Below are 24792 nucleotides of genomic sequence, written 5' to 3' on the forward strand. Positions count from 1 at the left end.
GATTTTTTTTGGACGTGGTTCAGTCAAGCCTCGCACCGTTTCTCTAGCTGCAACATGACAGAAGCTCTCTGTGACGAGCTTAGCGAAAAACTCGAAGCCCTGGGAGATCTATCCTGGGAAATCGGCCCCTCAGATGATGACGGTCTTTTTATTGCCATCTCTCCCGACGGAAATTCCGATCTTCTCGCCGTGACACGAAAAATTGTGTCACGGGCACCCCATATGAAAGGCTGGTCTCCTCTGCCTGCAAAACCTCCACGAGAGGACATGCTTCGCTTCACGATCGAAGGCGATGACGGAGGAGAAATAGCTATCGACGGAAGCCCATGGATGTACATACTCTATCGGCTCAAAGATGGAAAAATTGAGATTCTGATTGAACAAAACAATCTCGCCACGGCAAGTGACGAAGAACGATACTTGGCTGCGGTCATCTTACTCGATGGTCTCCTGGGCGAGGAGCGGCGACTAGAACTGCTCGACATGATTGACACAGTTCCCAGGCTTCCCCCTGATCTCGAGCAGAAGTCCAGGAGCATACAAAACCTGCCAGATGCACTAAAAATGGTTTTACATGTATAAAGACGCATTGGTGGAGGCGGCAGCGCGAGCGCGCGGGCGGATCAGCAAGCCTGCGACATCGGCCCGAGCGCAGCGCAGATCCAGCAGCTCCACGACAGCGCCCGAGCCCGCGGCGCGGGGATCGTGCGCCAACTCAACGCCCCGCCATTCCAGGGCTTCACCGACGCCATGGTCCGGCGGGAGAACCCCTCGCAAGAGCGGCGCCGGCTGGAGGTCTCACAGGAGGCAGGCGCACGCGTGATCGCTACGATGCAAGACCCACCGACGCACGTGGTCGTCTCGGTGGAGCTGGCGATGTTTTTCCTCTCGGGAGACGTCGAGATGGTGGGCGGCGCGCTGCGCTGGGGGATCCTGCACGTAGGGCAGCGCAAGGCGGTGCGGGAACTGGCGGAGGACGGCGGGGAGATCTTGATCGCGGGGTCCATTAAGCGTAAAGGGAAGAAGGGAAATGTTGATGCAGCTACCCGAGCAAAAGAAATCCATGATCTCGTTCCTGAACCAACACGCCGGCGAACAACGATTGCTGTCACGGAGACAAAAGAAGGAACGCGGATAGTCAGCTCTAGCGAACGCAGCTTACGTCCATCCCAGCGTGCGGCTCTTCACCAAGGCGAAATTGAAGGGATTGGCCTTGGACATGCAGAAACAACAGGGCTGGCCACAGCCCGGGAACTTGGCTTGACGCCTACAGGAACCGCTGCAAGCCGACCAACATGTGGAAATTGCGCATCCTCTCTCAAAGCTGAGGGAGTTCAAACCCTGAGCCCACTACGGTAGGAAAGACATGCCGAAAAAACAAGACATATTCAACAAAATAAAAGAACTCAACGCATCCGAGCAACTTGCGTTCTCCATATCATGCTGTGAACGAATGCTGCCTCGTTACCATGAATTTAGTACAGCTGAGGGGTGGGGAGATGTAAAAGTGCTGCGCAATGCACTTGACATGCTCTGGAGCCACCTCGCAGGTCAAGAAATCTCGAAAGAAAAAATCGAGAAAATGACTAGTCTAGTGGCAGATCAAGAGCCAGAAACCGAAGACTTCTGCTCCACCAACGCATCTCGAGCACTCGATGCCTCCGCAGCCATCGAACTGACTCTTCAATTTGCGGATTCGAAAGACGAGTCTTTGTGCCTCGATATCTCATCTCTCGCATTTGACAGTGTCGACATGGGAATACACGAGAAGGCTGATACTGGCGCTCGAACATTCAATCGAGATGCAAGGGTGTCGGAACATGAGTTGATGCAAGCAGAGGTAAGTCGTCAGAATGAAGGTATCCTCCTGGCTCAGAAGTGGAATTCAGGAGAATTGACACTTGATCAGTTGAAAAAAATGCACAAAGAGTAGGGCCCCCTCGGTTTCCGGAGCTACGATACAAGACCCATGAGGCAGGAAGCAGAGGCCTTCGAAGACCTGAATGGGCCAGGCCGAACCCCAAGTCCTCAACCAGCCGCTGGCGCGCACGGATCCCTCGGGCTTCATGCCCACGGCCGCGTCCACTTCGACCCCATGGCGCGTACCTGGTGCGGGTCTAGGCCGCGAGCGCCTGCTGCCCGTGATCCGGCGCGTAGCCCTGGGCCGAGGGCGAGCGGCGGCCGACGATCGCTGGCGTCTCCTGGACCAGCCCATCGTCACGCAGGGCCTCGACCATGAACAGGGCAAAGTCCACGCGGCGGGTCAGGTTGCTGGCGAGCACCGGATCCCCGACGTGGCGGCTCCACACCGGCAGGCCCTCGCTCTCGCCCTCCTCGAGGCCGCTGCCGCGCACGACGGTCCAGCGCCGGTCGCTGGCGAAGATCCGCTGGCAGGCCTCGACTTGGTCGTCGATGTCGGCGGCGCGGACGAGTCGAGCGATCAATCCAAAGAGCCACACGAAGGCGCGAAAGCCGAGGCCGTAGCGGTCCTTGCCGTCGCGGGTGATGTGCCAACCGCACGAGAAGATCAGCCGGGCGTGGGGCTCGGCGTGGTCGAGCACCGCCTGGGCGGTGCCGGTGGAGTAGCCGTGGACGCCCCAGGGGACGAGCACCGTGAGCACGCCGTCGCAGCCTGCGACCGCGCGCTGGATCACCGCGGGATCGTTGGTCGCCCCCGGGACCACGGTGATCCGGTCGGCGAAGCGGGCGAGCTTGTCCACGCTCTGGGCCCGGCACACGCCGACGACCTCATAGCCGCGGGCCAGGGCGTGTTCGATCATGTATTGCCCGAGCTTGCCCGAGGCGCCGATGATGCAGACTTTTTCCATCTCGTTGACTCCGATTCGCCCGAGGAGCGCTGTCGACGCGCGGGGCGATGCGCGCGGCGGACATCACGCGAGTTCGTCTCCCTCGCGCTTTTTAGAGATAGCCATGCGAGGATGAAGGTTCAATTTCGATATCTGCATCGGTACCATGCGGTTTTGCATGGACTGGCAGAGCGTCGCCTTTGACTGGAACCGGGCCCGGGCCTTCCTCGTGACGGCCGAAGAGGGGACTTTCTCGGCGGCCGCAAGGGCCCTGGGCGTGGCGCAGCCGACCCTCGGTCGTCAGGTCGCCGCCCTCGAGGAGGAGCTGGGCGTGACCTTGTTCGAGCGGGTGGGCAAGGGCCTCGAGCTGACGGCCGCGGGCCTCGAGCTGGTCGAGCACGTCCGGGCCATGTCCGAGGCGGCCACGCGGGTGTCGCTGGCGGCGGCGGGTCAGTCCCTGGCGTTGGCGGGGGTCGTGCGCGTCGCGGCCAGCGAGGTCATCTCGGCCTATCTACTGCCGGGGGTCGTCGCCGAGCTGCGCCGGGATCACCCCGAGCTGGAGATCGAGATCGTCGCCGCCAACCAGACAACGGATCTCCAGCGCCGCGAGGCCGACGTTGCGATCCGCAACTTTCGCCCGCAGGGCCCCGAGCTGATCGCCCGCAAGCTCCGGGACAGCCGCGCGTGGCTCTACGCTTCGCCCGACTACCTCGCGCGCATCGGGGATCCGCAGACCCCAGAGGAGCTGGCGGCGCGGGCGGAGATCATCGGCTTCGAGGAGGTCGGGCAGTTCATCGCGGCCCTCGCCACCCTCGGGCTCGAGGTCGGGCGCGAGCGCTTCCCGGTGCGCAGCGCCAACCACCTCGTGCAGTGGGCCCTGGTCAAGCAGGGCGTGGGCATGTGCGCGATGATGGAGGAGGTCGGCGAGCCCGAGCCGCTGGTGCGCCGGGTGCTGCCCGAGCACATCGCTCCTTTCGTCTTTCCCTCGTGGCTGACCTGCCACCGCGAGCTGCGGACGAGCCGGCGGATCCGGGTGGTCTTCGAGCGCATCGCCGCCCGGCTCGGTGATGTGGGGGACGCGGATCAGTAGCAGCAGCGGATGCCGGTGTTGCTGTTGCGAAAGTCGCGGGCGCGCGTCCCGTCGACGGCGCAGCGCAGCACCGTCTCGCCGGAGAAGTAGGAGCCGCCGCGGTAGCGACACTGCTCGTCGTTGTCGGGGGTGTCGGCCGCGCTCTCGCAGGCGCTGGTCCACTCCCAAACGTTGCCGCTCATGTCGAAGATCCCGCTCACGCCGCCCTCGCAGCCTTCCAGGGAGCCCACGGGGACCTTCTCGCCGACGCCGAGGTCGGTGCCGTTGCAGGCCGCGGTGTCGTAGCTGTCGCCGTAGGGGTACTCCTGGGTGCCGCCGTTGGAGCAGGCCCGGTACCACTCGTTTTGGTTGCCGTCGTCGAGCTCGTCCAGCGCCGCGGGCTCGCCACCGATGCGCCCGCACAGGTGGCCCCCGGACCACGCGCAGTAGGCCGAGGCGTCGCACCAGTCCACGTAGGTCACGGGCAGCGCGAGGTCGTCGTCGAGCTGGGTGGTCCAGTTGTCGGGGACGAAGCCCTCCTTCCAGGCGCAGGTCTCGGGGAGCGCGGCGGGGTCGTAGGCGGCGTCGATGAACAGCGCGTAGTCGCTGACCCGGACCTCGGTGGCGTCGATCTCGTAGCTGCCGCCGACGTCGGCGTGCGGGCCCTCGGGGCAGTCGCCGCAGCCGGGGCTGCCGCAGGCGCCCGCGCACAGGCCGGGGTCGGTGTCGGCGCTGGTGTCGAGGGACTCGGCGCTGGTGTCGAGGGACTCGGAGCCCGACTCGCTCTCGCTGGTGTCGAGGGACTCGGAGCTGGTGTCGAGGGACTCGGAGCTGGTATCGAGGGACTCGGAGCCCGACTCGCTCTCGCTGGTGTCGGGTCCGGAGCCGGACTCGGAGCTGGTGTCGGCCGAGCCGGACTCGCCTTCGCTCTCGCTCTCGCCCGAGCCCGTGGAGAGGGTGTCTTGGCTGTCCTCGGAGCCGTCGAGGGTCTCGCTCTCGCCGCTTCCGCCGATCTCGTCGTCGGCCGTCGTGTCTTCGCCAAAGCCGACCCGATCGGCGCAGGCGGACAGCGAGAGGGGCAAGAGCAGCAGGGTCAGGGCGAGAGGGTTGGGTTTCAGACGCATGTTCAGTCTCCAAGGTGCCCGCGCAGCGCGAGGGCGCAGGATCCGAGTATGCGTCGCAATTGGGTCGCGGGCGAAGCTGCGCGAAGTCGAGCTTGGCTGCTCGTCGCGTCGAGGATCTGCCGCGATACTCTGGGCGCATGCGCGAGCACGAGGCGACCTTTGCAACTGCTCTGCGCGCGGGTGATCGCGCAGCCTCGCGTGCCCTGTGCGCGAGCCCGATCCGTCTGCGCCGAGACAACCTCGTCGAGCGGCCGTGGGGCGGGCGAGCGCTGCTGCGCTACAAGGGTCTGGACGCCGACGCGGGCGAAACACGCTATGGCGAGGCCTTCGAGGTCGCGGCGGATCCCTCGGATCCCGAGGCCGCGGCCCACCCCTCGACGGTGGTCTTCGCGGACGGATCCAGCATGCCCTTGCCGGAGCTGCTCGGCCTCGTGGGGGCGGAGCTGCTCGGGGCGGAGCTCTTCGCGGCCCACGGTCCGCGGCTGCCGCTGTTGCCCAAGACCCTGGACGTGGCGGCGCTGCTCTCGGTCCAGACCCACCCGCCGGCCAGCCCCGAGGTCTATGTCGTCATCGAGCGCGAGCCCGGTGCCACGCTGCGCCTGGGCTTTCGCGAGCGGGTGGATGGCGAGGCCCTCGCGGCGGAGCTGCTCGCCGGTCGCCAGGGTCAGCAGGCGCTGCTCGAGCTCCTGGATCCGCAGGTGGATCCGCGCGCGCTCCAGGCGAGCTTGGCCGCGGGTCTGAGCGGGCCGGTGGATGCCCTGGTCGATGCCCTGGCGCCGCAGCTGCGCCGCGCCGAAGACCGCCCGCGCCTGGGCGAGCGGCTGGGCGAGCTCGTGGCCTTGGTCCACCGGACCTTGGGCCGACTCAACGCGCTGCCCGTCGAGCCGGGTCAGGTGATCTTCAACGCCAACCCGCCGCAGGCGATCAGCGCGAGCACGCCCTCGGCCGAGGTCCACGCCCTGGGCAACCTCGAGGGGCGCTCGATGCTGGTGCTCGAGGTTCGCCGCCCGGGGCCGACCTTTCGCGCCTGGGACCACCTGCGCTTCCCCATGCGCGAGCTGGCCATCGAGCAGGCGATCTCGACCATGAACCTCGAGGCGAGTGACCCGGCGGACTTCGTGGTCGCGCCGCGGGCGATCCCTGGGCGCCCCGGGGCCTGGCGCTCGATCGCCTGCCCGGCCTTCGTGGTCGAGCACCTGCGACCCACGCCGAGCCAGCGCGTGGCCGTGGCCCGGCCGGACTCGGTGAGCACCCTGCACGTCCTGCGTGGGCGGGTCGCGGTGGTGCTCGAGGGGGAGTCCGAGCCGTGGGGGAGCGCCGGGGCAGGGGAGTCGCTGCTCTTGCCGGCGCAGCTGGGGGCGGCGATGTTGTGCTTCGAGGCGGGGGGTGATGAGGGAGAGGGGGACGGGGATGACGACGGAGAAGGCCGCGGCGAGGTCGAGGTCTTGCAGGTCTGGATCCCCGGCGCAGGAGAGCTCGACGCGGCGAATCCCGAGGCCGCAGGTGGAGCCCCGGCGGGCGATGAGACGCGGGGCGTGGAGGAGGCGTCGGCGCAGGCGAAGACGCCGCGGGCTCGCGCCGATGATGACGATGACGGTGAGCGCGAAGGCGCGAAGGCGGGGCTGTGGCGAAACCTCGCGGCCTTGCGCGAGCTGGCGCCGCGCTGCGCCGGGCCGGCGCAGGTCCTGGCGATCGTCAACAGCGGCGATGGACCGGCGATCGCCGAGCGCTTCGCGGCCCTGAGCCCGGCGCTCTTTTGCGCCGACGGGAGCTGCGAGATCTTCGTTCACGAGGAGCGTACGCGCCGCGGCCAGCTGCTGGGGCTGCTCGACGCCCACCGGGCGCACCACGCCGAGGGGGCCCTCGACCGCGATCGCGTCGCCCTGGGCATCATGCTCCCGGGCAAGGGCACGCGCCTGAGCCCGCTGACCCAGCGCCTGCACGGCATCAAGCCGCTGCTGCCCGTACCGCTGCGGATCCGCGGCCCCCACGGCCCGATCCGGCTCGAGGGGGCGACCGCGTCGCTGTGGACCTGGACGCTGATCGCCCACACCCTCGAGCGCCTCGGCTTTCGCGGCGTGGCTTGGAAGTGGGGAGACGAGCCGCAGATCGCCGCCCGGGCGCTGGCGGCCCTCGACCGCGATCTCAGCCAGGTCGACGCCCTGCGCTTTGGCGCGTCCTCGCCGATCACCGAGGAGCTCGCTCGCAACAAGGAGTGGCTGCACGTGGATCCGCAGACCGGCGACCTGATCACCCAGCTGCGCCGGCGCCCGCGGGCCGAGCTGCTCGCGCGCCTGGGCCTCGACCCCGACAGCAGCGACGCGGCCCGGGCCCACGTGCACACGGGCAGCCCCGCGTTCTCGCATCTGTTCTTGCGCCACGCCGAGGCGGTGTTCGCCGACTGCTCGGGCTGGCTCGACGTCGACGGCTACCTCTTCGAGGCCCTGACCCACGAGCCCGCGGCCTGGGCCGCCGAGCGAGCCCGGGATCCGGCCCTGCGCGCGCTGCTCGAGCGCTGCCCCGACTTCTACGAGCGCGTTCGCATGCTGCGCGGGCGGATCGAGGCGGAGCGCGGCCATCCCCTGCGGATCGCGGCCATCGACCTCGGCGAGGGCCTGTATTGGGGGGACATCGGCCAGCTCGCCCAGGCCCGGGCGGTCTACGCGAGCTTGGTCGATCCCGGCGCGCGCGGAGACTTTGCCCGGGCCCTGGCGCTGCTCGACGATCCGGCCGAGGTCCGCCGCGATCGCTTTGGCAATTGGATCGCCGGGGACTCGCGGGTCCCCGAGGATGGGAGCGTGCGCGACTGTGTGATCGTCGACAGCGTCCTTGGCCGCGGCCAGGCGCTGCGGGCGGTGGTCGTGCGCAGCAAGCTCGAGCGCTTCTTGCTGGCCCCCGGCGCGGTGGCGGTCGACAGCGCCGCCGTGGGACTGCGCCTCGACGAGCGCGCCATGGCCTTCGCCTCCTATCTCGGCGCGGGTGGCGATAGCGCAGATAGGGCCTATCTGCGCGTGCCTGCGGACCACGTGCACACCAGCATCCCCGCGGATCCGCGGGCGGAGCCGCCGGCGCTCGAGAGCTGGTTTTGCGACGCCCGCGTGGATCCGGGCTCGGGCGCTCGCTACGAGGAGCCCGGCTGGGGAAACCCCGAGAGCTTCGCCGACAAGTTCGCCCAGGTTCGCCAGCGCGAGGTCCCGCCGGCGGCGGTCGAGGCCCGGATCGCAAAGGTGGCGAAGGTGGTGAGGCCCGTCGCGGATGAGCGGGGCGAGCGCTGAGACGACTCGATCCTCGCTGAGCCGGCGCGCTGCTGTAGACTCGAGTCACCCCACCTCGGGGTTGGGAGAGGAACCAGCGATGCACGAAACGGCGCCCTTGTTGAGCCCGCTGCTGCCCATGCAGCTGTTCATTCGCGCCGGCCGCAGGCTCGGCCATGGCGTCCCGGTGCTCATGGCGATGCTTCAGCGCATGGCCTCGAAGGACCGCAAGCCGGCGGTCTTCGCCGGCTACGAGCCCCAGGCCCACGACGTGTTCGTGACCTGCTTTTCCAAGTCCGGGACCAACTGGGCGATGCAGCTGGTCACCCAGATCGCCAACCGCGGCGCGGCCGAGTTTCGCCACATTCACCACCTCGTGCCCTGGCCCGACGGGCGCATGCCGGGGGTCGTGGGCCTCGAGGACCCCGGCCCATGGACAAGCGCGCCCGCGAAGATGCGGGCGATCAAGACCGCCCTCGAGGCCGACTACGTGCCCTGGTCAGCCAAGGCGCGCTACCTGTGCGTGGTCCGGGACCCCAAGGAGATCCTGGTCTCGGCCTACTACTTCTTGACGGGGGTCTTTGGCCTGCGCGAGCACGTCAGCCCGCAGGAGTGGATCGAGCACATGCTGCGCCCGGGCTCCTTCATCACCGACTGGCCGGCGCACGCGGACGGCTACTGGCGCTGGCGCGAGCGGCCCAACACTCGCTTGCTCTTCTACGCGGACCTCGGCGCCGACCTGGGCGCCTCGGTGGACGCGATCGCGGCGCTCATGGACGTGAAGCTCACCGCCGAGGAGCGGGCCGAGGTCGTCCGCCGCGGAGGCTTCGCCTACATGAAGGCCCACGAGTCCTGCTTCGCGCCCCCGCGCATGCCCTTGCTGACGGGCTCGCGCCGGGGGCAGATGGTCCGCGCGGGTCGAGCCGGGGACAGCGGGGAGTTTCTCTCCCCGGCCCACGCCGAGGCCCTCGACGCGCAGATGCTCGCGGGCCTCGACGCGCTCGGCTCGGACTTTCCCTACGCCGAGCGCTTCATGCGAGCCTGATCAGTCGACCCAGTCGGCGACGAAGACGTTGGTCTCGCCGTCCTTCTCGTGGTCGCGGTTGCTGGCGAAGATCAGCTGCTTGCCGTCGCGGGTGAACATCGGGAAGCCGTCGAACTCGGGGCTGTGGGTGACCTGCTCGGGCTCGGGCTTCTCGGCGGTGGTGTCGATGATGAACAGGTCGAACTCGCGCCCGCTCTCCTCGCCGAGGTTGCTGGAGAAGATCACGCGCTTGCCGTCGGGGTGCCAAAACGGCCCGAAGTTGGCCGCGCCGTTGTCGGTGATCACTCGCTTGTCGCTGCCGTCGGCGTTCATGACCATGAGCTCGAGGGCCGTGGGTCGGACCAGGCCCTCGGTGCGCAGCTCCTGGTACTTGGCGAGCTCCTCCTCGCCCTCGGGGCGGTTGGCTCGCCAGACGATCTTGCTGCCGTCGAGGCTGAAGAAGGCCCCGCCGTCGTAGCCGGGGGCGTCGGTCAGGCGCTGGACGTTCTGACCGTCGATGTCCATCAGGTAGAGCTCGGGGTCACCGTCGCGGGTCGAGGTGAACACGATCTTGTCGCCCTTGGGCGAGACCGTGGCCTCGGCGTCGTAGCCCGGCGAGGCCGAGAGCACCTTGGGGTCGCTGCCGTCGGCGTTGGCCACGTAGATGTCGAACTCGTCGTAGAGCTTCCAGACGTAGCCCTTGCTGCGGTCGGGGTTGGCCAGGCAGTCGTCGGCGGCGGCGTGGGTCGAGGCGTAGACGATGCGCTCGTCGCCGGGCAGGAAGTAGGCGCAGGTCGTGCGGCCCTTGCCGGTGCTGACCATGGTCACGTCGTTGCCCTGCAGATCCATGGTGAAGATCTGGTCGCACTTCAGGTCGTCGCGGGTGCTCTGGAAGATCAGCTTCTCCTCGGAGAAGCTGAGGTAGGCCTCGGCGTTCTCGCCCCCGAAGGTCAGCTGGCGCAGCTTGGCGAAGTGGCGCTCCTCGGCCAGGGGCTCGCGCTCGATGGCGGTGTGGCCCTTCATGACCGGGGGCCCCTCGTCCGGCGGGGGCTTGGGGGTCTCGACGTAGTCGTGCTTGGCCTTGGCCTCCTCGACCTTGGCGTCGACCTGGTCTTTGCAGGCGAAGCTGGTGAGCAAGGACAGGCTCAGGGGCAAGACGGCGGCGCGCGTGAGGGCGGACATCGGCGGGACCCTAGCAGTCCATGGCGAAACCGACCACGGGCCGAGGGGGGCGGGTTGGGACGAGTGTGCGCTGGTGGCGCTGTTGCATTTGGCTTGCTGGAAGTGGCCCGAAGTTTGGCCATATGCACGCGTCTCATTGAGCGGGCAGCAGCGAGCGCAGGTAGACCTGCGGCGTGCTCAGCATCAGCTCGAGGGTGCAGGGGGCTGGCTCCTCCAGGATCAGGTGTCCGTCTAGAAAGAGGCGCAGCAACCCCGCCTCGAGCTCGATGCGGTCCACGCCAATGCCAACGGCCGGGACCACGGTGGGCTCGAGGTCGACGCGCAGTGACCAGGGCATGCCCTGGTCCAGCCGGCCGTGGCTCACGGCGATGAACTCCTGGTGGTCGAGGTCGAAGTGCCTGGACCCACCAGGCAGCCCCTCGGCACGGACGCCGATCCGCGCCAGAAAGGGCTCCTTCGCGTGGCCGAGGTCATGGGCGGCCATGGGATCCGTGAACAGCTCGACCACCTGGACGAAGGCGCGGCCGCTCTGGCACTTGCGTTGTTCGACGCGGTCGGCGTGGGCGAGGAGGTCTCGGGGCAAGGGCTGGTCGAGGAGCCGCTCGCTGCCCGCGGGCAGGCCGGGGTCCAGGCTGCGGACCTGCTTGATCACCACGCGGCTCGGCGCCTGCTCGCCGCTGGCGTAGGCCGGCCAGCCCGGCGCGAGGGCACGAAACTCGAGGTCCAAGGTCACGCTGCCGCGGGCGCGAGGGTGGTCGAGCTCGCGGTTTTCGGCGGCGAGCCAGCGCTCGGCCACGGCGGTGGTCGCGTCGAGGAGCTCGATGAGCGCGACGTCGTCGAGGATCTGCGCGCCCGCGGGGAGCTCCGTGGACGCGGCGAGCCGGTTGATCGCCACGCGGCCCTGGGCGTCTCGGGTCACGCGAGAGACCTCGGGGAGGACCTCGCCCGCGCGCTCGGGGGGCGGGTTGGTCACGCTCAGGGCGCCCAGCTGGACGTCGACCTCCATGTCGGCGATCGCCGGGGCAGGGCGCTGGAGCGCGCCGCGGCGGTCCTCGCCGAGGTCGAGGGTCAAGGTGATCACGCCGTTGCTGCGCTCGAGGGCGTCATCGAAGCGGGCGTGGACGAGCACGGCCATGTTGCCGGCGAGGTGGTCGACGCCGGCGGTCCGTCGCTCCTCGAAGGCCTCGAAGCTCCAGTAGGACGCCCAGGTCTTGCGCAGCGCCCAGGCCACGCTGCGCTTGCGGTCTTTTTTGCTGGCCTGGGCCTCGGGGTGCAAGAAGCCGGTGTTCGAGTCGTAGAGCCCCGCGCCAGAGAAGCCCTCGACGTCCTCCACCGTGCTCGACGAGCGGAAGCGCAGGCCCTGGTTGGCGGCGAAGTGGCCAAAGTGCTGGGTGAGCGCGTCCGTGATCGCGGCCGCGGCCGCGGGGTCCAGGGGCGCGTCGCGGATCGCCCGCTTGACGCCGCCGCGGGCCAGGAGCGCCGCGATGGGATCCTTGTCCGAGGCGTCTTCGTGGGCAGCGTCGAAGTCTGCCAACCAGCGGCGGTCGGCTGCGCTCGAGAAGCGCTGCTCGAAGTCTTCGCGGCCCTCGAGCAGCAGGTAGCGCAGGCGTCCGTCACGGTCGAAGCTGGGTTCGTCGAGGGCCGCGGCGATCAGCGGACGGAGCGCGGCGAGGTGCTCTGCGTAGGCGCGCACGGTGATCGCAAGCGGGCGCTCGGGGCGTTCGACCTTGGCCGCGCGCAGGAAGGGAAAGCCGGCCGACTTGCCGCCGATCGCCGGTCGGAGCGCGGGGACCTCCGCGAGGTCGACCGTGTCGAGGTCGAGAGTGTAGGGCCACGCCGCCGGATCCACGGCGGTGAGCGTGGGGGCGCGCGCGCTCGCTCGCAGCCCTCGCCAGCGGGCGTAGGCGCCCTCGCTGATCGGCTCGATGCGCAGGACCCCGCCGGGCTCGGCGAGCAGGACCACCGGCGCGTGCACCCGGGCCAGCGAGTCCAGCTGGGGATCGTCCATGACCCCGCCCAGGTAGACGTTGGGGATGCCGCGGTCGCGGGCGAGGAGGTTGACGTGGGCCAGGGGGGTCTGTGGCACGCCGGTGAGCAGCCCGGCGCCCGTGGGCAGCTCGTCGGGGACGCGAGCGAGCATCCAGATCGCGCCCTCGTCCCCGGAGGCGAGCAGCGCCGCGGCCTGCTGAGGATCCGCCGGGAGCTTGCGCAGGCGCCCGGCGATCAGCCCGGGGTTGTAGACCTGGATCTCGCCGGGGACGGCGAGCTCGGCGTAGGTCAGCAGCTTGTCGGCCAGGGGCTTGTCGCGGGCGCGCAGGCGGTTCACGAGCTGCTCTTGGGCGGGGGAGCGCGCGATGAAGCGCAGGTCCTCGGCGATCGCCGGGGGCAGGCTCTCACCCAGGGCCGAGAAGAAGCGCTCGAGCGCCCCGCTATCGACCTCGTCGGCGTACTCGAGCTCGAAGGCCCACAGCGCCTCGCGGGGCTGAGGGTGGCTGCGCGCGGGCAGGTGGATCAAGGTGCCGATGCCCAGCACGCGCTGCTCTCGGTGCACGGCGATCTCGTAGAAGTAGTCGGAGTAGAGCCGCTCGTCGACGGTCCGCAGGCCCAGGGGCAAGGGCGCGCGCTTGGTCCGAGACCACTCGGTGACCGCCGCGACGGACTCGAAGTGCTGGTCCGTCAGCGGCCGCCCGCGCGCGCCGGGGACCCGGTGCCCGTTGGCGAGGCGAAACCAGTACCACTGGTCGTGAAACTCGTAGAAGCGGCCGTCGAGGTAGCGGATCTGCTGGTGCGGATCTCCAAACCCGACGATCACGAATTTGACCACGGCCGCGCCCGTCTCGTTGCGGGCGGCGAGGGTCTCGAAGTGCTCGATGGAGCGCAGGCGGGCGACGCTGTGATCGTCGAATTTGCCGTCCTCCGGCCACGCGCTCGGGCTGCCGGCGCAGCCCAGGATCCCCGGCGCGAGCAGGGCTGGCGCGCTCAGGCTCAGCGCCCACGAGAGCGCCGCGGGGACGAGGCGAGGGCGAGAGGGCATGGGCGAGGGCATTGTATCGGTCTCCCGCGGAGGGGAGCGCTTCGGGTATCCTCGGGGGGCATGGGCAGGCTCCGGAGCGCTCCTCTGATCCTCGGACTGGTGGCCCTCGGCTGCAAGCCGCCGGTGGCCGCCTGTGACGATCCCCTGAGCTGCGAGCGCCGGTGCTCGAGCGCCGAGCCCGAGGCCTGCTTCGCGGCCGGGCGGATGTTCGCCGTGGGGATCGGCACCGCCCGCGATCCGGGTCGGGCCGTCGCGCTCTTCGAGCGCGCCTGCTCGGCGGGCTACCCCGGGGGCTGCACCTATCTGGGGTCGAGCTACGAGTTTGGGATCGGCGTCCCAGAGGATCGCGAGCGCGCCAGCCGGCTCTACGAGAGCGCCTGCAACGCGGGCGAGGGCCGGGCCTGCGTGGGCCTGGGCGAGCTCGTCGAATTCGAAAACCCCGGGGTGTCCAAGCTGCTGCTCGCCCGCGGGGTGGAGTACCTGCGCGAGGAGTGCTCCCAGGAGCAGGCGTCGAGCTGCGCGGCGCTCGGGCTGCTCCACGTCCAGGGCGTGGGCGTGCCCGCCGACCTCGAGCTCGCCGATGCGCTCTACGGCCGGGCCTGCGACTGGGGGGACCTCGAGGCCTGCGTCGGTCGCGGGGAGCTGGTCCGCGTCGAGGATCCCTCGCTCGCCGCGAGCTACGACGACCGGGCCTGCGCGGGCGGCTATCTCTATGCCTGCGTGCACCTGGGCGTGGCGCAGCTGCTCGGCGATGGGATCCCCGCCGACGTCGAGGGCGGCGCCCGGCGGCTGCGCGAGGCCTGCGAGCTCGGCGAGGCCCGGGGGTGCACGACCCTGGCCGCGGCGCACGTCTCGGGCATCGGCGTGGCCGTCGACCAGGCCGCCGCGGCGGCGCTCTACGAGCAGGGCTGCCGGGCAGGGGACGCCTACGCCTGCGGCGGCCTGGGCCTGCTCTACTCCCTGGGCGCGGGGGTCGAGCGCGACCTCGGCCGGGCCGGTGAGCTCTTCGCCACGGCCTGCGAGGCGGGGGACGCCGTGGCCTGCGGCAACCTGGGCTGGATGCACCTCGAGGGCCTGGGCTTCCCCGTCGACCGCGACGGCGGCGCGGCGCTGCTCGCCGACGCCTGCCGGGCCGGCGATGGGCGCAGCTGCTACCGCGTCGGCCTACACCTGGCGGAGTCGCCCAGCCCTGGCCAGGGCGCGTCGCGCTACTGGCGACGCGGCTGCGAGCTGGGCAGCCCCGACGCCTGCACGGCGCTCTCGGTCTCGTTCATCGACGGGCCACAGGGCGAGGTCGGGGACTCGGAGCTCGCCATAGACTTGGCGCGCTACGGCTGTCAGGAGGGCAGCGCCTCGGGCTGCACCCTGGCGGGGCAGATCTTTGCCCTCGGCTGGCAGGTCGAGCAGGACCGGAGCACGGCCGAGGCTTACTTCCGCTACGCCTGCGATCTCGGGGATCAGCAAGGCTGCGAGGTCCTGGCGACCTGGCTCGAGGACGAGCCCGCCCGAGCCGAGGACGCCGCGGCGCTGTGGGCTCGCGGCCGATCCCTGCGCGAGACCGCCTGCGAGGCCGGCGCGCCCGAAGACTGCATGGTGCTCGGGGCCTACTACATGCGCGGCCTGGGCGTGGACAGGGACTTCGCGGCCGCCGTGGATCGCTACGCCAAGGCCTGCGCGGCCGGGGCGACCGTCGCCTGCACCCACGAGGCGCAGATCTTGATCACCGGCACCGGCGTCGAGCCGGACTACGCCCGGGCCTTCGAGCTGCTGGACGCGTCCTGTGCGGCGGGCGAGCCCGTGGCCTGCGTGTGGCTGGGCCTCGCCTATCACCGCGGGCGCGGGGTCGCGGCGGACCCCGAGCAAGCCCGCGCTCGCTACGAGAGCGGCTGCGATCAGGGCTACGCCTTTGGCTGCGTGGGCATGGCCAAGCTCCACGAGCAGGGTGAGGGAGTGCGCAAGAGCAAGCGCGACGCCAAGCGCTTCTACGCCCGGGCCTGCTCCCTGGGCGCCGCGCAGTACTGCGAGTGAGCGCGCCCTCAGGGGGGGTCCAGTTTCGGGTCAGTGTCGGATCACTGGGGGATGAAGCCGCTTTGACACCAGTCGCAGTCGAAGTTGCCCAGGTCGCAGACGCTGGCCTCGGAGATGTCGATGGCGGCCATGAAGGCGTCGATCTCTGCCGCGCTGAGGTTGGCGTTGTCGTGAATGTCGAGCTCGCCGACGCTGGTCAGCGCTGGGGCGCCGGCGAGGCTGGTGAGTTGCGAGTTTCCGGCGATCAGCAGGCCTTCGGCGTGCTCGAGCTGGTCGAGCCCGGCGAGGCTGTGCAGCGCCGGGGTGCCCGTGGCCGAGCCCTGGTTGTTGAACTCGGTGATCGTGCACGCGCCCAGCTCGAGAGCCCCGCCGACCTCCTGCAGCCCAGAAAGGCCGTGGAGATCGAGGAGCGAGGGGTTGGCGGACAGCCTGGCGTCGCCCGGGATCACGTTGATCTGCTCGAGCCCCGTGAGCGAGGCGAGCGCGGGGTTTTGCTCGAGCCACAGGTTGCCGAGGGTCTGGAGCCCAGCCAGAGGGGCGAGATCGACGAGCCCGGTGCCCCGAAGCTCGAGCCAGCCTTGGATCGTGTCGAGGTTGGCGAGCGCGCTCAGCTCGGTGATCTCCGGCTGGTTGGAGATGATCAGTCGGTTGATGTCGCCGAGCTGCTCGAGGCCCGCGAGTGAGTCGATGTGCGGGTTTTCGGTCACCTCGAGGCCGCCAAGGCTGGTGATCGCGGCGAGGTCCTCGAGGCCGTCGATCCCGTCGCAGCGCGCGATGCTCAGGTACACGGGGCTCTCGCTGACGCCCGTGAACTCGGGCAGACCCGTGAGCAGATCATCGTCGTCGAGGATCACTCGCTGGGCCTGGATCGCCGCGGCGCTCAGGTCCATGAAGTCGACCAGCGCGGGGTTGCGGGTCAGCTCGAGGTGGTCGATGTCGGTCAGCGCGGGGGCGCCGGCCAAGGTGGTGAGGTTTGGGTTGTCGCGGATGAACATCCACTCGACCGCCGCGAGGCTGTCGAGGCCGCCGAGATCGGTGAGCAGGTCATTTTCGAACAGGCGAAGGTCGCCGATGTGCTCGAGGCCGCCGAGCGCGTCGAGCTCGCTCAGGCCGTCGACGTTCTCGAGCAGCAAGCGGGGGACGTCGACGAGCTGCTCGAGGCCGGACAGGCTGACGAGGGCGGTGGTGTCGTGAATCTCGAGCTGGCGGGGGACGACGCCGCTGAACAGACCCTCGATGCCCTGGAGGTCGACGAGCGAGGCGTTGCCGTAGAGGCGCACCGAGTTGAACGCGCCGCTCAGGCCGGTGAGGCCGTCGAGGTGCACGAGGGCGTTGTTGTTCGCTAACACCAGCAAGCCCGTGCTGCTGATCTCACCTTCGAGGCCGCTGAGATCGGTGAGCGCGGGGTTGTTTTGGATGGTGAGGTTGTTGACCAGGGAGAGGCGCTCGAGGCCGTGGAGGCTGGTCAGGTGGTCGTTGTCGGTGATGAAGAGGTTGCTGGCGACGGACTCGAGGCAGGAGAAGGGCTCGAGGTCGGTCAGCGGGGTGTCGTCGATCAGTGTCAGGCCGGTGACCTCGCGCAGGTGTGAGAGGCCCGCGAGGGCCTCGGGGCCCGCGACGTTGCCGACGTCGAGGTTGCCCTCGATGCGGGTCAGGCAGGGCTCGAGCTGGGCCGGGTTGGCGGCGTCGATGGTCAGCGCGCCGACGAAAGTCCAGGGCTGGGCGCAGGTGCAGGGGTCGAGGGGATCGCCGGTCTCGCTCGAGCTCTCGTCACTCTCTTCGGCTTCGGCTTCGGCGTCGGAATCGGCGTCGGCGTCGGCGTCGGCGTCGGCGTCGGTATCAGAGCTGGAATCGGAGTCGGAATCGGATTCGGAGCCGGAGCTCGAGTCGTCACTGTCATCTTCTGACTCGGCGCTCGTGCCTTCGGCTGTCGCCTCGTCCTGGGTCCCGCTCTCCTCGGCGAGGGTGTCGCCCGTGTCGTCTGCGTCGTCCGTGCAGGCCAGGGCGAAGCAAGTGACGCTCAAGAGCGAGTCGAGCACGAAGCGAGAGCGCATCGATGCAAGGTAGCACGCGAGATGCGCTCGGGCCGGCGGTTCAGAGGCTGACGATCTCCCAAGCGTCGCGCTCGTCTGCGCTCGGCGGCTCCCAGGCGTCCGTGGCCCGCTCGAAGAAAGCCGGCGGGACGATCTGCGTGAAGGGCCCCGGCGCGTCGTTGCGGGCGAGGACACGCTCGCGCCGCAGGTCCCTCGGCGCGTCGAGCAGGAGGACGCGCAGCTCGAGGTCCTCCGCGCGGGCCCTTCGGTAGCAGTCTTCACGCTCGCCTCGCCCGATCAGCCCGAGCTCGAGGAAGACGTCCACGCCGCAGCCGAGGGCGTCGCAGGTCGTGTCCCAGAGCAGCCCGCGGCAGCGTTCGCGGCGCTCGAGATACCAGTCGAGGGTGCCCTCGGCCGGGCGCTCGTCGGCGCCGTAGAGCCGGACCATCCACGCGTCGAGATCGAAAAAGAGCGCCCCGGTCTCGAGCGCGCGGCGCCTGGCGTAGGTCGACTTGCCCGCGCCGACGGGGCCGATCAGCAGGTGCAAGGTTCCGGGCGTGGTGCGCATGGAGAGCCCTTCATGGTGATTTCTTCATGCCGACTTCTGTCGAGAAGCGGCGCAGGTGTTGGGTGCCCTCGAAGCCGGGCCCGCGCTGACGCAGGGCCAGACGGTCGCCCTCGCGGACGGTGGACTGATGGAGGGGGGCGCCCAGCCAGGTCAGGCTGTAGCGCGCGTGCGCGCTGTCCTCGTCGACCTCGCCCGCGCCGGAGACGGAGCGGGCGCGCCACCACAGCGGTGCGACGCGCTGCTCGCCCGCGAGGGTGAAGCTGTGCCCGTCGTCTCCGAGCTCGATGCGCTCGACGCTGAGCATCATCGGGATCCCCAGCCAGCGCACCCGGGTGGCGTGGACGACGACGGGGCCCTCGAAGTGCACGGAGGTGTCGAGGCGCAGGCGGCCGAGCCACGCCGGCCAGGCCGAGACCAGGCGCAGGGTCGCGCGGTCGAACACGGACATCTCGCTGTCGCGCAGGCGGGCGCGGTCGCGGACCTGCATGTCGAGGGCGCAGCGCCAGCGACCCCGGCAGGCGAGGTAGTAGGCGAGGTTCGGCTGCTCGCGCGCGGGCGCTCGGGTGTCCTCGGCCACGCCCGAGCATAGCCGGCCGAGGGCCCCGGGGATCAGAGCGCCAGCGAAGCGGCGCAGCGAAAGCCGTACATCGGGGATTGGAGGTCCGGGCTGACGGGGAGCCCGCGATCGTAGACCTCGAGCTCCCACAGCGAGGCCGTCTCGAAGGAGCCCCCGCGCACGATCTTGCTGTTGCCGGCCTCGGGCCCGCCGGGGTCGTGGACCGGGCTGTCTTCGTAGTACGAGGGCGAGTGCCAGTCGGAGACCCACTCGCTGACGTTGCCGATGGTGTGGTGCAGGCCGTCTTCGCTGGCCCCCTCGGCGAGGCTGTCGACGGCCTGGAGACCATCGCAGCCGTAGATCACGGCGCGCTCGCAAGTGGGGGCGTCCCAGCCCCATGGGTAGGTGGTGGAGCCGGAGCCCGCGGCGGCCCGCTCCCACTCGGCCTCGGTCGGCAGGCGCTTGCCTCGCCACTGGCAGTAAGCCTGCGCCTGATACCAAGACACGCAGTTGATCGGGAGCGCGGGGGTGTCGAGGGTGTTGCAGCCCTGCTTGTCGGCCGAGCTGGTGCACGTGCCCTCGGCCACGCAGGCAGCGTAGTCGTCGACGCTGACCTCGTAGCGGTCCACGAAGAAGCTCGACAGCTCGACGGGGTGGGCCGGGAGCTCGTCGGGGGCACAGTTGGCGGGGTTGTCTTGCGCGCAGCCCATCACCCGAGGGCCGGCGGGGATGCAGGCCATGGCCGGATCTGGCGGGGATAGCAAGGCGGTGTCACAGCCGACGGTGTCGCCGTCTCCAGCGTCGGGATCACTCTCGTCCTCACTTTCACCCTCATCCCCATTTCCAGCCTCGCCCTCGTCGCCCTCGCCCTCTTCGGCTGTCTCTTCGCCCCACTCGTGCTCGTCCTCCTCCGGGCCGAGCTCGGTGTCGACGCCAGTGTCGAGATCGAAGCCCGAGTCCGAATCCGAGGGATTGAAGGCCGGATTGTTCATGGTGCACGACAATGTCAATGTGGCCGCAAGTGTGGCCATCACCATGTATGTGTTCCTGCCTCGAATGTTCGCCATGAGCCGACGAATTCGGCTTAGTGCGAGGCCGGGGCCCTGTCCACTGTCACAGCGTGCGGGACATGACGAAGGCCCGCTGGAGCACGGCGCTCGCGAGACCCTCTCGCCAACGCGCGGAGGCGGGGCAGGGGTAGAGCACCAGGGGGCGCTCGCCAGCGTGTGCCGCCAGCCCGAGGACGCCAGCGCGGATCAGCTCATCGCGCTCGTGATCTCGCAGCGCGGGCGCGCACGAGAGCTCGAGGCGCTGGGCGAGGACGGCCCGGCCTTCGCGGGACAGCCACGCGCGCAGCTGCTGACCGCGCCAGTGCGCCACGAGGCACTCGCGCTCGCTGGCGGGGGTGCGTCGCCAGCACTCGGGGATCCACGACCACGCGGCGTCGGCCTCGGGGAGATCGTCCTCGCTCGTGGCCCAGCTCGGGTGGGGGGCGTCGGCCTCGGCCTCGACGAGCAAGGTCAGCTCCTCGCGCAGCGCGACGAAGCCCTGGTCCGCGTACCAGCGCGCCGGGCTGGGCTCGGCCAGGAACTCGACGTGGGCGCAGCCGTGGGCGCGGGCGCGGGCGCAGGCCGCCTCGATGAGCTGGCGACCGAGGCCGCGGCCGCGCAGGGCCGGGAGCAGGCCGAGCCCTGCGCCGCGGGCTCGATCACCGAGCGAGGCCGCCCGTCCGAGCAGGGCGTAGCCGACGACGCGCTCGCGGGTGAAGGGCGCGTCGCCGGTGACCGCCAGGGTGCACAGCCGGGCCTCGACCCCCTCGCGCCGCAGCTTGCGGGCGAACCACCCTGGCGTGCGCTGGCCGGCGCCAAAGATTGCCTCGGCCACGGGCGCGAGCGCGGCCAGCTCGCCAGCGAGGCGCTCGCCGCCGACGAGGGTGACGCTCACAGCAGCCCGCAGGCGCGCTTGCAGGCGTCGAGGGTCTCGCGGGCGATGGCGCGGGCGCGCTCGGCCGAGCGCTGGAGCACGGCCTCGACCTCCTCGGGGTGGGCCTGGTAGTGCTCGCGGCGCTCGCGGGCGTCGGCGAAGTGCTCGCTGATCTTGGCGGCGAGCAGCTGCTTGGCGTGGCCGTAGCCAAAGGGATCGTCGCCGCGGCGCCCGGCCTCGAAGTAGCCGCGGATCTCGGCGAGCTCGTCGGCCTCGCAAAACAACTCGAGCAGGGCGTAGACGTTGTTGCCCTCGACGGTCAGCGGCTCGCCCAGGGCGGTGGAGTCGGTGACCACGGCGCCGACGGCTTTCTTGAGCTGCTTGCCGCTGGCGAAGAGCGGCAAGGTGTTGCCGTAGCTCTTGCTCATCTTGCGCCCGTCGACGCCGGGGACGTAGGGCGCCTTGGACAGGCGGTACTCGGGGCGGCGCAGCAGCGGCTGCTCGGCGCCCTTGGCGTAGGCCTCGTTGAAGTAGGTCGCCATGTCCTGGGTCATCTCGACGTGCTGGATCTGGTCCTTGCCCACGGGGACCATGGTCGACTGATAGAGCAGGATGTCGGCGGCCATGAGCACGGGGTAGAAGAACAGCCCGGTGCTGCGCTTGATCCCGGCCTCGGCCTTGTCCTTGAAGCTCACGGCGCGCTCGAGCAGGCCCATGTTGGTGACCGTGGCCAGCAGCCAGGTCAGCTCGGTGACCTCGGGGATGTCGCTCTGGCGAAAGAGCAGGGCCTTGTCGGGGTCGAGGCCGCAGGCGAGGTAGGTCAGCGCGACGTCGAAGACGTTGCTGCGCAGGGCCTCGGCGTCGCGGACCGTGGTCAGCGCGTGGTAGTCGGCGATGAAGTAGAAGCACTCGCCGGGGAACTCGTGCTGGAGCGCCATGTGCTGGGCGATGGCGCCAAAGTAGTTGCCCAGGTGGATGACCCCCGAGGGCTGGATGCCCGAGAGGACGCGCTGGGGCTGGGGATCGCGGACGGTCTCGACGTTGGCGTCGGGCATGGGGGAGGAGGGTGGCTGGTTTGCGCAGCGCGGGCAAGCGCGCGCCGCGAGCCGACGCGCGCCCGGGTCGAGCGCTGGGCCGACGCAGAGGCGGCCGGCGTTCAGCGTGCGCGCGGTGCCGCGGAGGGCGAGCCGCCGCCCTCGAGTTCACGGCGCAGGCGCGCGCGAATGGCCGCCGCGCGCTCGCGCAGCTCGGCCTGGCGCTGGGGCTGCCTGGTGCTGCGCGCGACCATCAGATCGAGGGTCAGCGTCGCCCAGGGGTGCCCGTAGGGGTCGTGCTCGGCCCACAACCCATCCCAGCTGGCCATGGCGGCGTCGAGGCGCTCGTCCGCCTGCGCCGGGCGGCGCAGCTCGAGCAGCGCCTGGGCCTGACCGGTCCTGGCCAGGCCAACGATCGGCTGTTCGGCGGGGCCGTTGGCGAGGGCGCGGCGCTCGGCGAGCTCGAAGATCGCGAGGGCCTGGGTCGGGTCGCGCTCGTGCAGCGCGAGCTCGGCGTGGGCGAGCATCGGCCGGGCGCTGCCGAGATCCTCGCGGCGCTCGAGCTCGGCCATGGGGCTGTGGGCCAGCAGTTCGTGGGCCCGCTCGAGCTCGCCGCGGCGCATGTAGAACAGCGCCGCGAGCACGAGCCCCTCCTCGACGGCGTCGTGGCTCGCGTCATTGGCGACGCCGAGGATGCGCAGCATGTCCGCGATCAGCTGCTCGTCGAGATCGCGGGGGTCGTCGCCGAGGACCTGGGCCTGGGCGAGCCACAGCTCGACGAAATTGGTGAGCAGGTAGGCGCTGTCGAAGTCGTCGATGCTGCGGTCGCCGGTGAGCAGCCGACGCATGTTCGCGTAGCCGGCCTGGGTCTCCCCCCACTCGCCGAGGTTGAACTTGGTCGTCGCGGTGTTGTTGACCACGAGCAGGCGCTGGGCCTTGTTTCGGATCGGGTAGATCCGCTGGAGGTGGTCGAGCTGCTCGAGGGCCTCGAGCATCGCGCGGTACTCCCCGTGGTGGTAGTGCCACACGCCGAGCATGTTCAGCGCCGCGGCGGCGACGTTGGCCTCGCCGAGGCTGAGGTCCCCGAGGCCGCCAAAGTCCGCGTCGACGCCGAGCAGCTCGAGCGCCGCCATGGTCCGCGCCTGGCCACCCTCGCGCTCGCCGGAGAGGTGGTAGGCCTGGGCGGCGGCGAGCTGGGCGCGGGCGCGCTCGATGGGCGGGGCCTTGCTGCGCTCGTGCCAGGCCTCGACGAGCGCGAGCCAGCTCTCGATCTCCTCGATGCTCATCGCGCGGCGCCAAGAACGAAACAAGACGAGCTTGATCGCCGCCCGGGCGGCGAGCTCGTCTTGGCCGGTCTCGACGAGCTCGAAGAGCGCGCGCTCGAGCTGCTCGCAGGAGCTGCTCGACTCGGAGCTGCCCTCGAGCGTGGCGACGGCCAGCTCGGCGTCGATCTGGGCGAGCAGCGGGCGCTGTTCGAGGGCCGCGGCGCGGGGGCGGGCGGCCTCGAAGATCTTGGTGGCTTCGGAGCCGTGCTTGGCGTCGAGCAAGGTCCGGGCGACGGCGATCTCGTCGCGGATCGCCAGGACCTCCTCGGCCGCGGCGGGGTCGTCGGGCAGGGGCAGCTGCGAGTCGACGTAGTCGGGGTCGCCGCAGCGCGCCACGCTGGGCAGCTCTCCGACGATGAGCGCGGCCTCGTCGAGGGTCGGGCGGGCCGCCGTGTCGGTGAGCAGCTCGACGCTGGCCGCGAGCCGACGCTTGCGCTCGTCGAGGCACTGCATGCGGCGGTCGAGCATGCGCTCGGACTGCTCGCCGCGCAGGTGGGTGTCGCCGCAGGCGTCGGCGTGCATGTCGAGCCAGTCCTCGGCGTAGCGATCGAGGACCTCGGCGAGCTCGCGGGCCTCGGCCGGCTCGTAGGCGGCCTCGAGCACGCGGCGGTGGCCCTGACCCCACACGCCCTCGAGCTGCTGCACGGCCCGGGGGCACAGCGGCGCGGCTTCGGGCTGGGGTCGCGGGCCGAGCAGCGGGGCGAGGCTCAGGACACCGACGAGGCAGGCGACCAGACCTCCAGCGGCCAGCCAGCGCCGGCGGCCCTGGGCGGGGTCGCGCTCGAGCTCGGCGACGAGGCTCTCCATGTCGGGCCAGCGCCGCTCGGGGTCCACGCTCAGCCCGCGGCGCAGGGCCTGCTCGAGGAAGCCGGGGACGTGGGCCTCGGCCGGGGGCGCGACGATGTCCCCGGCGCGCACGGCCTCGCCGAGCTCGCGCAGGCTGTGGCCGGTGAAGGGGCGCTGGTCGTAGAGCGCCTCCCACAGGGCGACGCAAAACGAGAATTGATCGCTGCGCGCGTCGACGCGGGCGGCGGCCTGGGTCGGGGCGTCGAACTGCTCCGGCGCCATGTAGGCCGGGGTGCCGAGCATCACCCCGGTGCGTGTCAGCGCCGAGCGCAGCCCGCTCGAGCTGCTGTACTCGACGTCTTCGAAGGTGTCGGCGCGGGGCCGGCCGGGCTCGGACTCGTCGGTCGGGGTCAGCGGGTCGGGCTCGCCGTCGAGGGAGCGGGCCAGGCCGAAGTCCGTGACCCGGGCGCGCCCGTCGTCGCCGAGCAGCACGTTGTCGGGCTTGAAGTCGCGGTGCACCAGGCCCGCGCCGTGGGCCGCCGCGAGCCCGCGCCCGGCCTGGGCGAAGCGCTCGATGATCGCTCGCCATGGGCGCGCGGCCTGGCGGCGCCAGTCGTCGAGGGTGCCGCCTTCGACGTACTCCATGGCCACGAACACCTGGCCGTGGTGCTCGCCCACGTCGTGGACGGCGATCACGTTGGGGTGGCTGAGCCGGGCCATGGCCTGGGCCTCGCGGAGCAGCCGGGCCCGGGCCTCGGGCGAGCCCACACACGAAGACTCGCGCGGGCGCAGCAGCTTGATCGCCAGCTTGCGATCGAGCTCGGGATCATAGGCCGACCAGACCAACCCCATGCCCCCGGCGCCGACGCGCTCGAGCAGCAGGTAGCGCGAGATCTGTCCGCCGCGGTGGAGCGTGGGCAGGGCCTCGCTGGCGCCCGGGGGGGAGCCGCTCGCTCCCTCGCCCTCGGGGGTCGCGGTCGCTGCGAGCTCCGGCTCCATGGTCGCCAGCATAGCCCAGCGTCAGGGCCAGCGAGGCTGCCCGGTG

The 24792-nt window shown here is 70.3% G+C and carries 18 protein-coding genes; 7 read left to right on the forward strand and 11 right to left on the reverse strand.

Annotated features, from left to right (window positions below; genetic code table 11):
• Positions 1-54 precede the first annotated feature (54 nt).
• The 3 genes from G6O69_RS22480 (at position 55) to G6O69_RS22490 (ending at position 1933) form a co-directional block, all read left to right on the forward strand.
• Entirely contained in the window at positions 55-582 is a 528-nt protein-coding gene (locus tag G6O69_RS22480) for a hypothetical protein (protein ID WP_172305559.1), read from the forward strand.
• 237 nt (positions 583-819) lie between these two features.
• A complete protein-coding gene (locus G6O69_RS22485; RefSeq protein WP_176397029.1) occupies positions 820-1359 on the forward strand; it encodes a hypothetical protein in 540 nt (179 codons plus the stop codon).
• 7 nt (positions 1360-1366) lie between these two features.
• Positions 1367-1933 (forward strand): DUF416 family protein, encoded by a 567-nt coding sequence (locus tag G6O69_RS22490; protein ID WP_172305561.1) that lies wholly within the window; start codon positions 1367-1369, stop codon positions 1931-1933.
• Between the two features lie 184 nt (positions 1934-2117).
• Here the strand turns inward: G6O69_RS22490 and G6O69_RS22495 are convergent, their stop codons facing one another.
• Entirely contained in the window at positions 2118-2828 is a 711-nt protein-coding gene (locus G6O69_RS22495; RefSeq protein WP_172305562.1) for an NAD(P)H-binding protein, read from the reverse strand.
• Positions 2829-2985: 157 nt separating this feature from the next.
• On the opposite strand from G6O69_RS22495, the gene G6O69_RS22500 reads away from it, so the two are divergent.
• Complete coding sequence (locus G6O69_RS22500) at positions 2986-3897, forward strand: LysR family transcriptional regulator (protein ID WP_172305563.1); 912 nt, start codon at positions 2986-2988, stop codon at positions 3895-3897.
• Here G6O69_RS22500 and G6O69_RS22505 read toward each other — a convergent pair.
• Positions 3891-5000, reverse strand: a complete 1110-nt coding sequence (locus G6O69_RS22505; RefSeq protein WP_172305564.1) for an SUMF1/EgtB/PvdO family nonheme iron enzyme — start codon at positions 4998-5000, stop codon at positions 3891-3893. The two genes, G6O69_RS22500 and G6O69_RS22505, sit on opposite strands and share 7 nt — an antisense overlap.
• A 137-nt stretch (positions 5001-5137) precedes the next feature.
• Between G6O69_RS22505 and G6O69_RS22510 the strand changes: the two genes are divergently transcribed.
• Entirely contained in the window at positions 5138-8275 is a 3138-nt protein-coding gene (locus tag G6O69_RS22510) for a hypothetical protein (protein ID WP_172305565.1), read from the forward strand.
• A 79-nt stretch (positions 8276-8354) separates the two neighbouring features.
• Positions 8355-9299 carry a sulfotransferase domain-containing protein gene (locus G6O69_RS22515; protein ID WP_172305566.1) on the forward strand — a complete coding sequence of 315 codons (945 nt, stop codon included), beginning with the start codon at positions 8355-8357 and terminating at the stop codon, positions 9297-9299.
• Here G6O69_RS22515 and G6O69_RS22520 read toward each other — a convergent pair whose 3' ends face one another.
• Both G6O69_RS22520 and G6O69_RS22525 read right to left on the reverse strand, forming a co-directional pair.
• Positions 9300-10460 carry a PD40 domain-containing protein gene (locus G6O69_RS22520; RefSeq protein ID WP_172305567.1) on the reverse strand — a complete coding sequence of 387 codons (1161 nt, stop codon included), beginning with the start codon at positions 10458-10460 and terminating at the stop codon, positions 9300-9302.
• A gap of 133 nt (positions 10461-10593) precedes the next feature.
• The gene (locus tag G6O69_RS22525; RefSeq protein WP_172305568.1) at positions 10594-13494 is read right to left on the reverse strand and encodes a PEP/pyruvate-binding domain-containing protein; all 2901 of its coding nucleotides are present in this window, start codon (positions 13492-13494) and stop codon (positions 10594-10596) included.
• Positions 13495-13554: 60 nt separating this feature from the next.
• On the opposite strand from G6O69_RS22525, the gene G6O69_RS22530 reads away from it, so the two are divergent.
• Positions 13555-15522, forward strand: a complete 1968-nt coding sequence (locus G6O69_RS22530) for a tetratricopeptide repeat protein (RefSeq protein WP_172305569.1) — start codon at positions 13555-13557, stop codon at positions 15520-15522.
• A gap of 41 nt (positions 15523-15563) precedes the next feature.
• Here the strand turns inward: G6O69_RS22530 and G6O69_RS22535 are convergent, their stop codons facing one another.
• The 7 genes from G6O69_RS22535 to G6O69_RS22565 all read right to left on the reverse strand — a co-directional run bounded on the left by G6O69_RS22535 (position 15564) and on the right by G6O69_RS22565 (position 24746).
• Complete coding sequence (locus tag G6O69_RS22535) at positions 15564-17576, reverse strand: hypothetical protein (protein ID WP_172305570.1); 2013 nt, start codon at positions 17574-17576, stop codon at positions 15564-15566.
• A gap of 40 nt (positions 17577-17616) precedes the next feature.
• Positions 17617-18123 carry an ATP-binding protein gene (locus G6O69_RS22540; protein ID WP_172305571.1) on the reverse strand — a complete coding sequence of 169 codons (507 nt, stop codon included), beginning with the start codon at positions 18121-18123 and terminating at the stop codon, positions 17617-17619.
• Positions 18124-18133: 10 nt separating this feature from the next.
• Positions 18134-18700: a hypothetical protein gene (locus G6O69_RS22545; RefSeq protein WP_172305572.1), complete on the reverse strand. Its 567-nt coding sequence runs from the start codon at positions 18698-18700 to the stop codon at positions 18134-18136.
• Between the two features lie 32 nt (positions 18701-18732).
• Complete coding sequence (locus G6O69_RS22550) at positions 18733-19671, reverse strand: SUMF1/EgtB/PvdO family nonheme iron enzyme (protein ID WP_172305573.1); 939 nt, start codon at positions 19669-19671, stop codon at positions 18733-18735.
• A gap of 121 nt (positions 19672-19792) precedes the next feature.
• Positions 19793-20623, reverse strand: a complete 831-nt coding sequence (locus G6O69_RS22555; protein ID WP_172305574.1) for a GNAT family N-acetyltransferase — start codon at positions 20621-20623, stop codon at positions 19793-19795.
• The gene (gene trpS / locus G6O69_RS22560) at positions 20620-21657 is read right to left on the reverse strand and encodes a tryptophan--tRNA ligase (RefSeq protein WP_172305575.1); all 1038 of its coding nucleotides are present in this window, start codon (positions 21655-21657) and stop codon (positions 20620-20622) included. The genes G6O69_RS22555 and trpS overlap by 4 nt, the downstream gene beginning before the upstream one ends.
• A gap of 101 nt (positions 21658-21758) precedes the next feature.
• Positions 21759-24746, reverse strand: coding sequence for a serine/threonine-protein kinase (locus G6O69_RS22565; protein WP_172305576.1), 2988 nt, complete (start codon positions 24744-24746; stop codon positions 21759-21761).
• Positions 24747-24792 lie beyond the last annotated feature (46 nt).

The sequence above is a fragment of the Pseudenhygromyxa sp. WMMC2535 genome, from assembly GCF_011083025.2.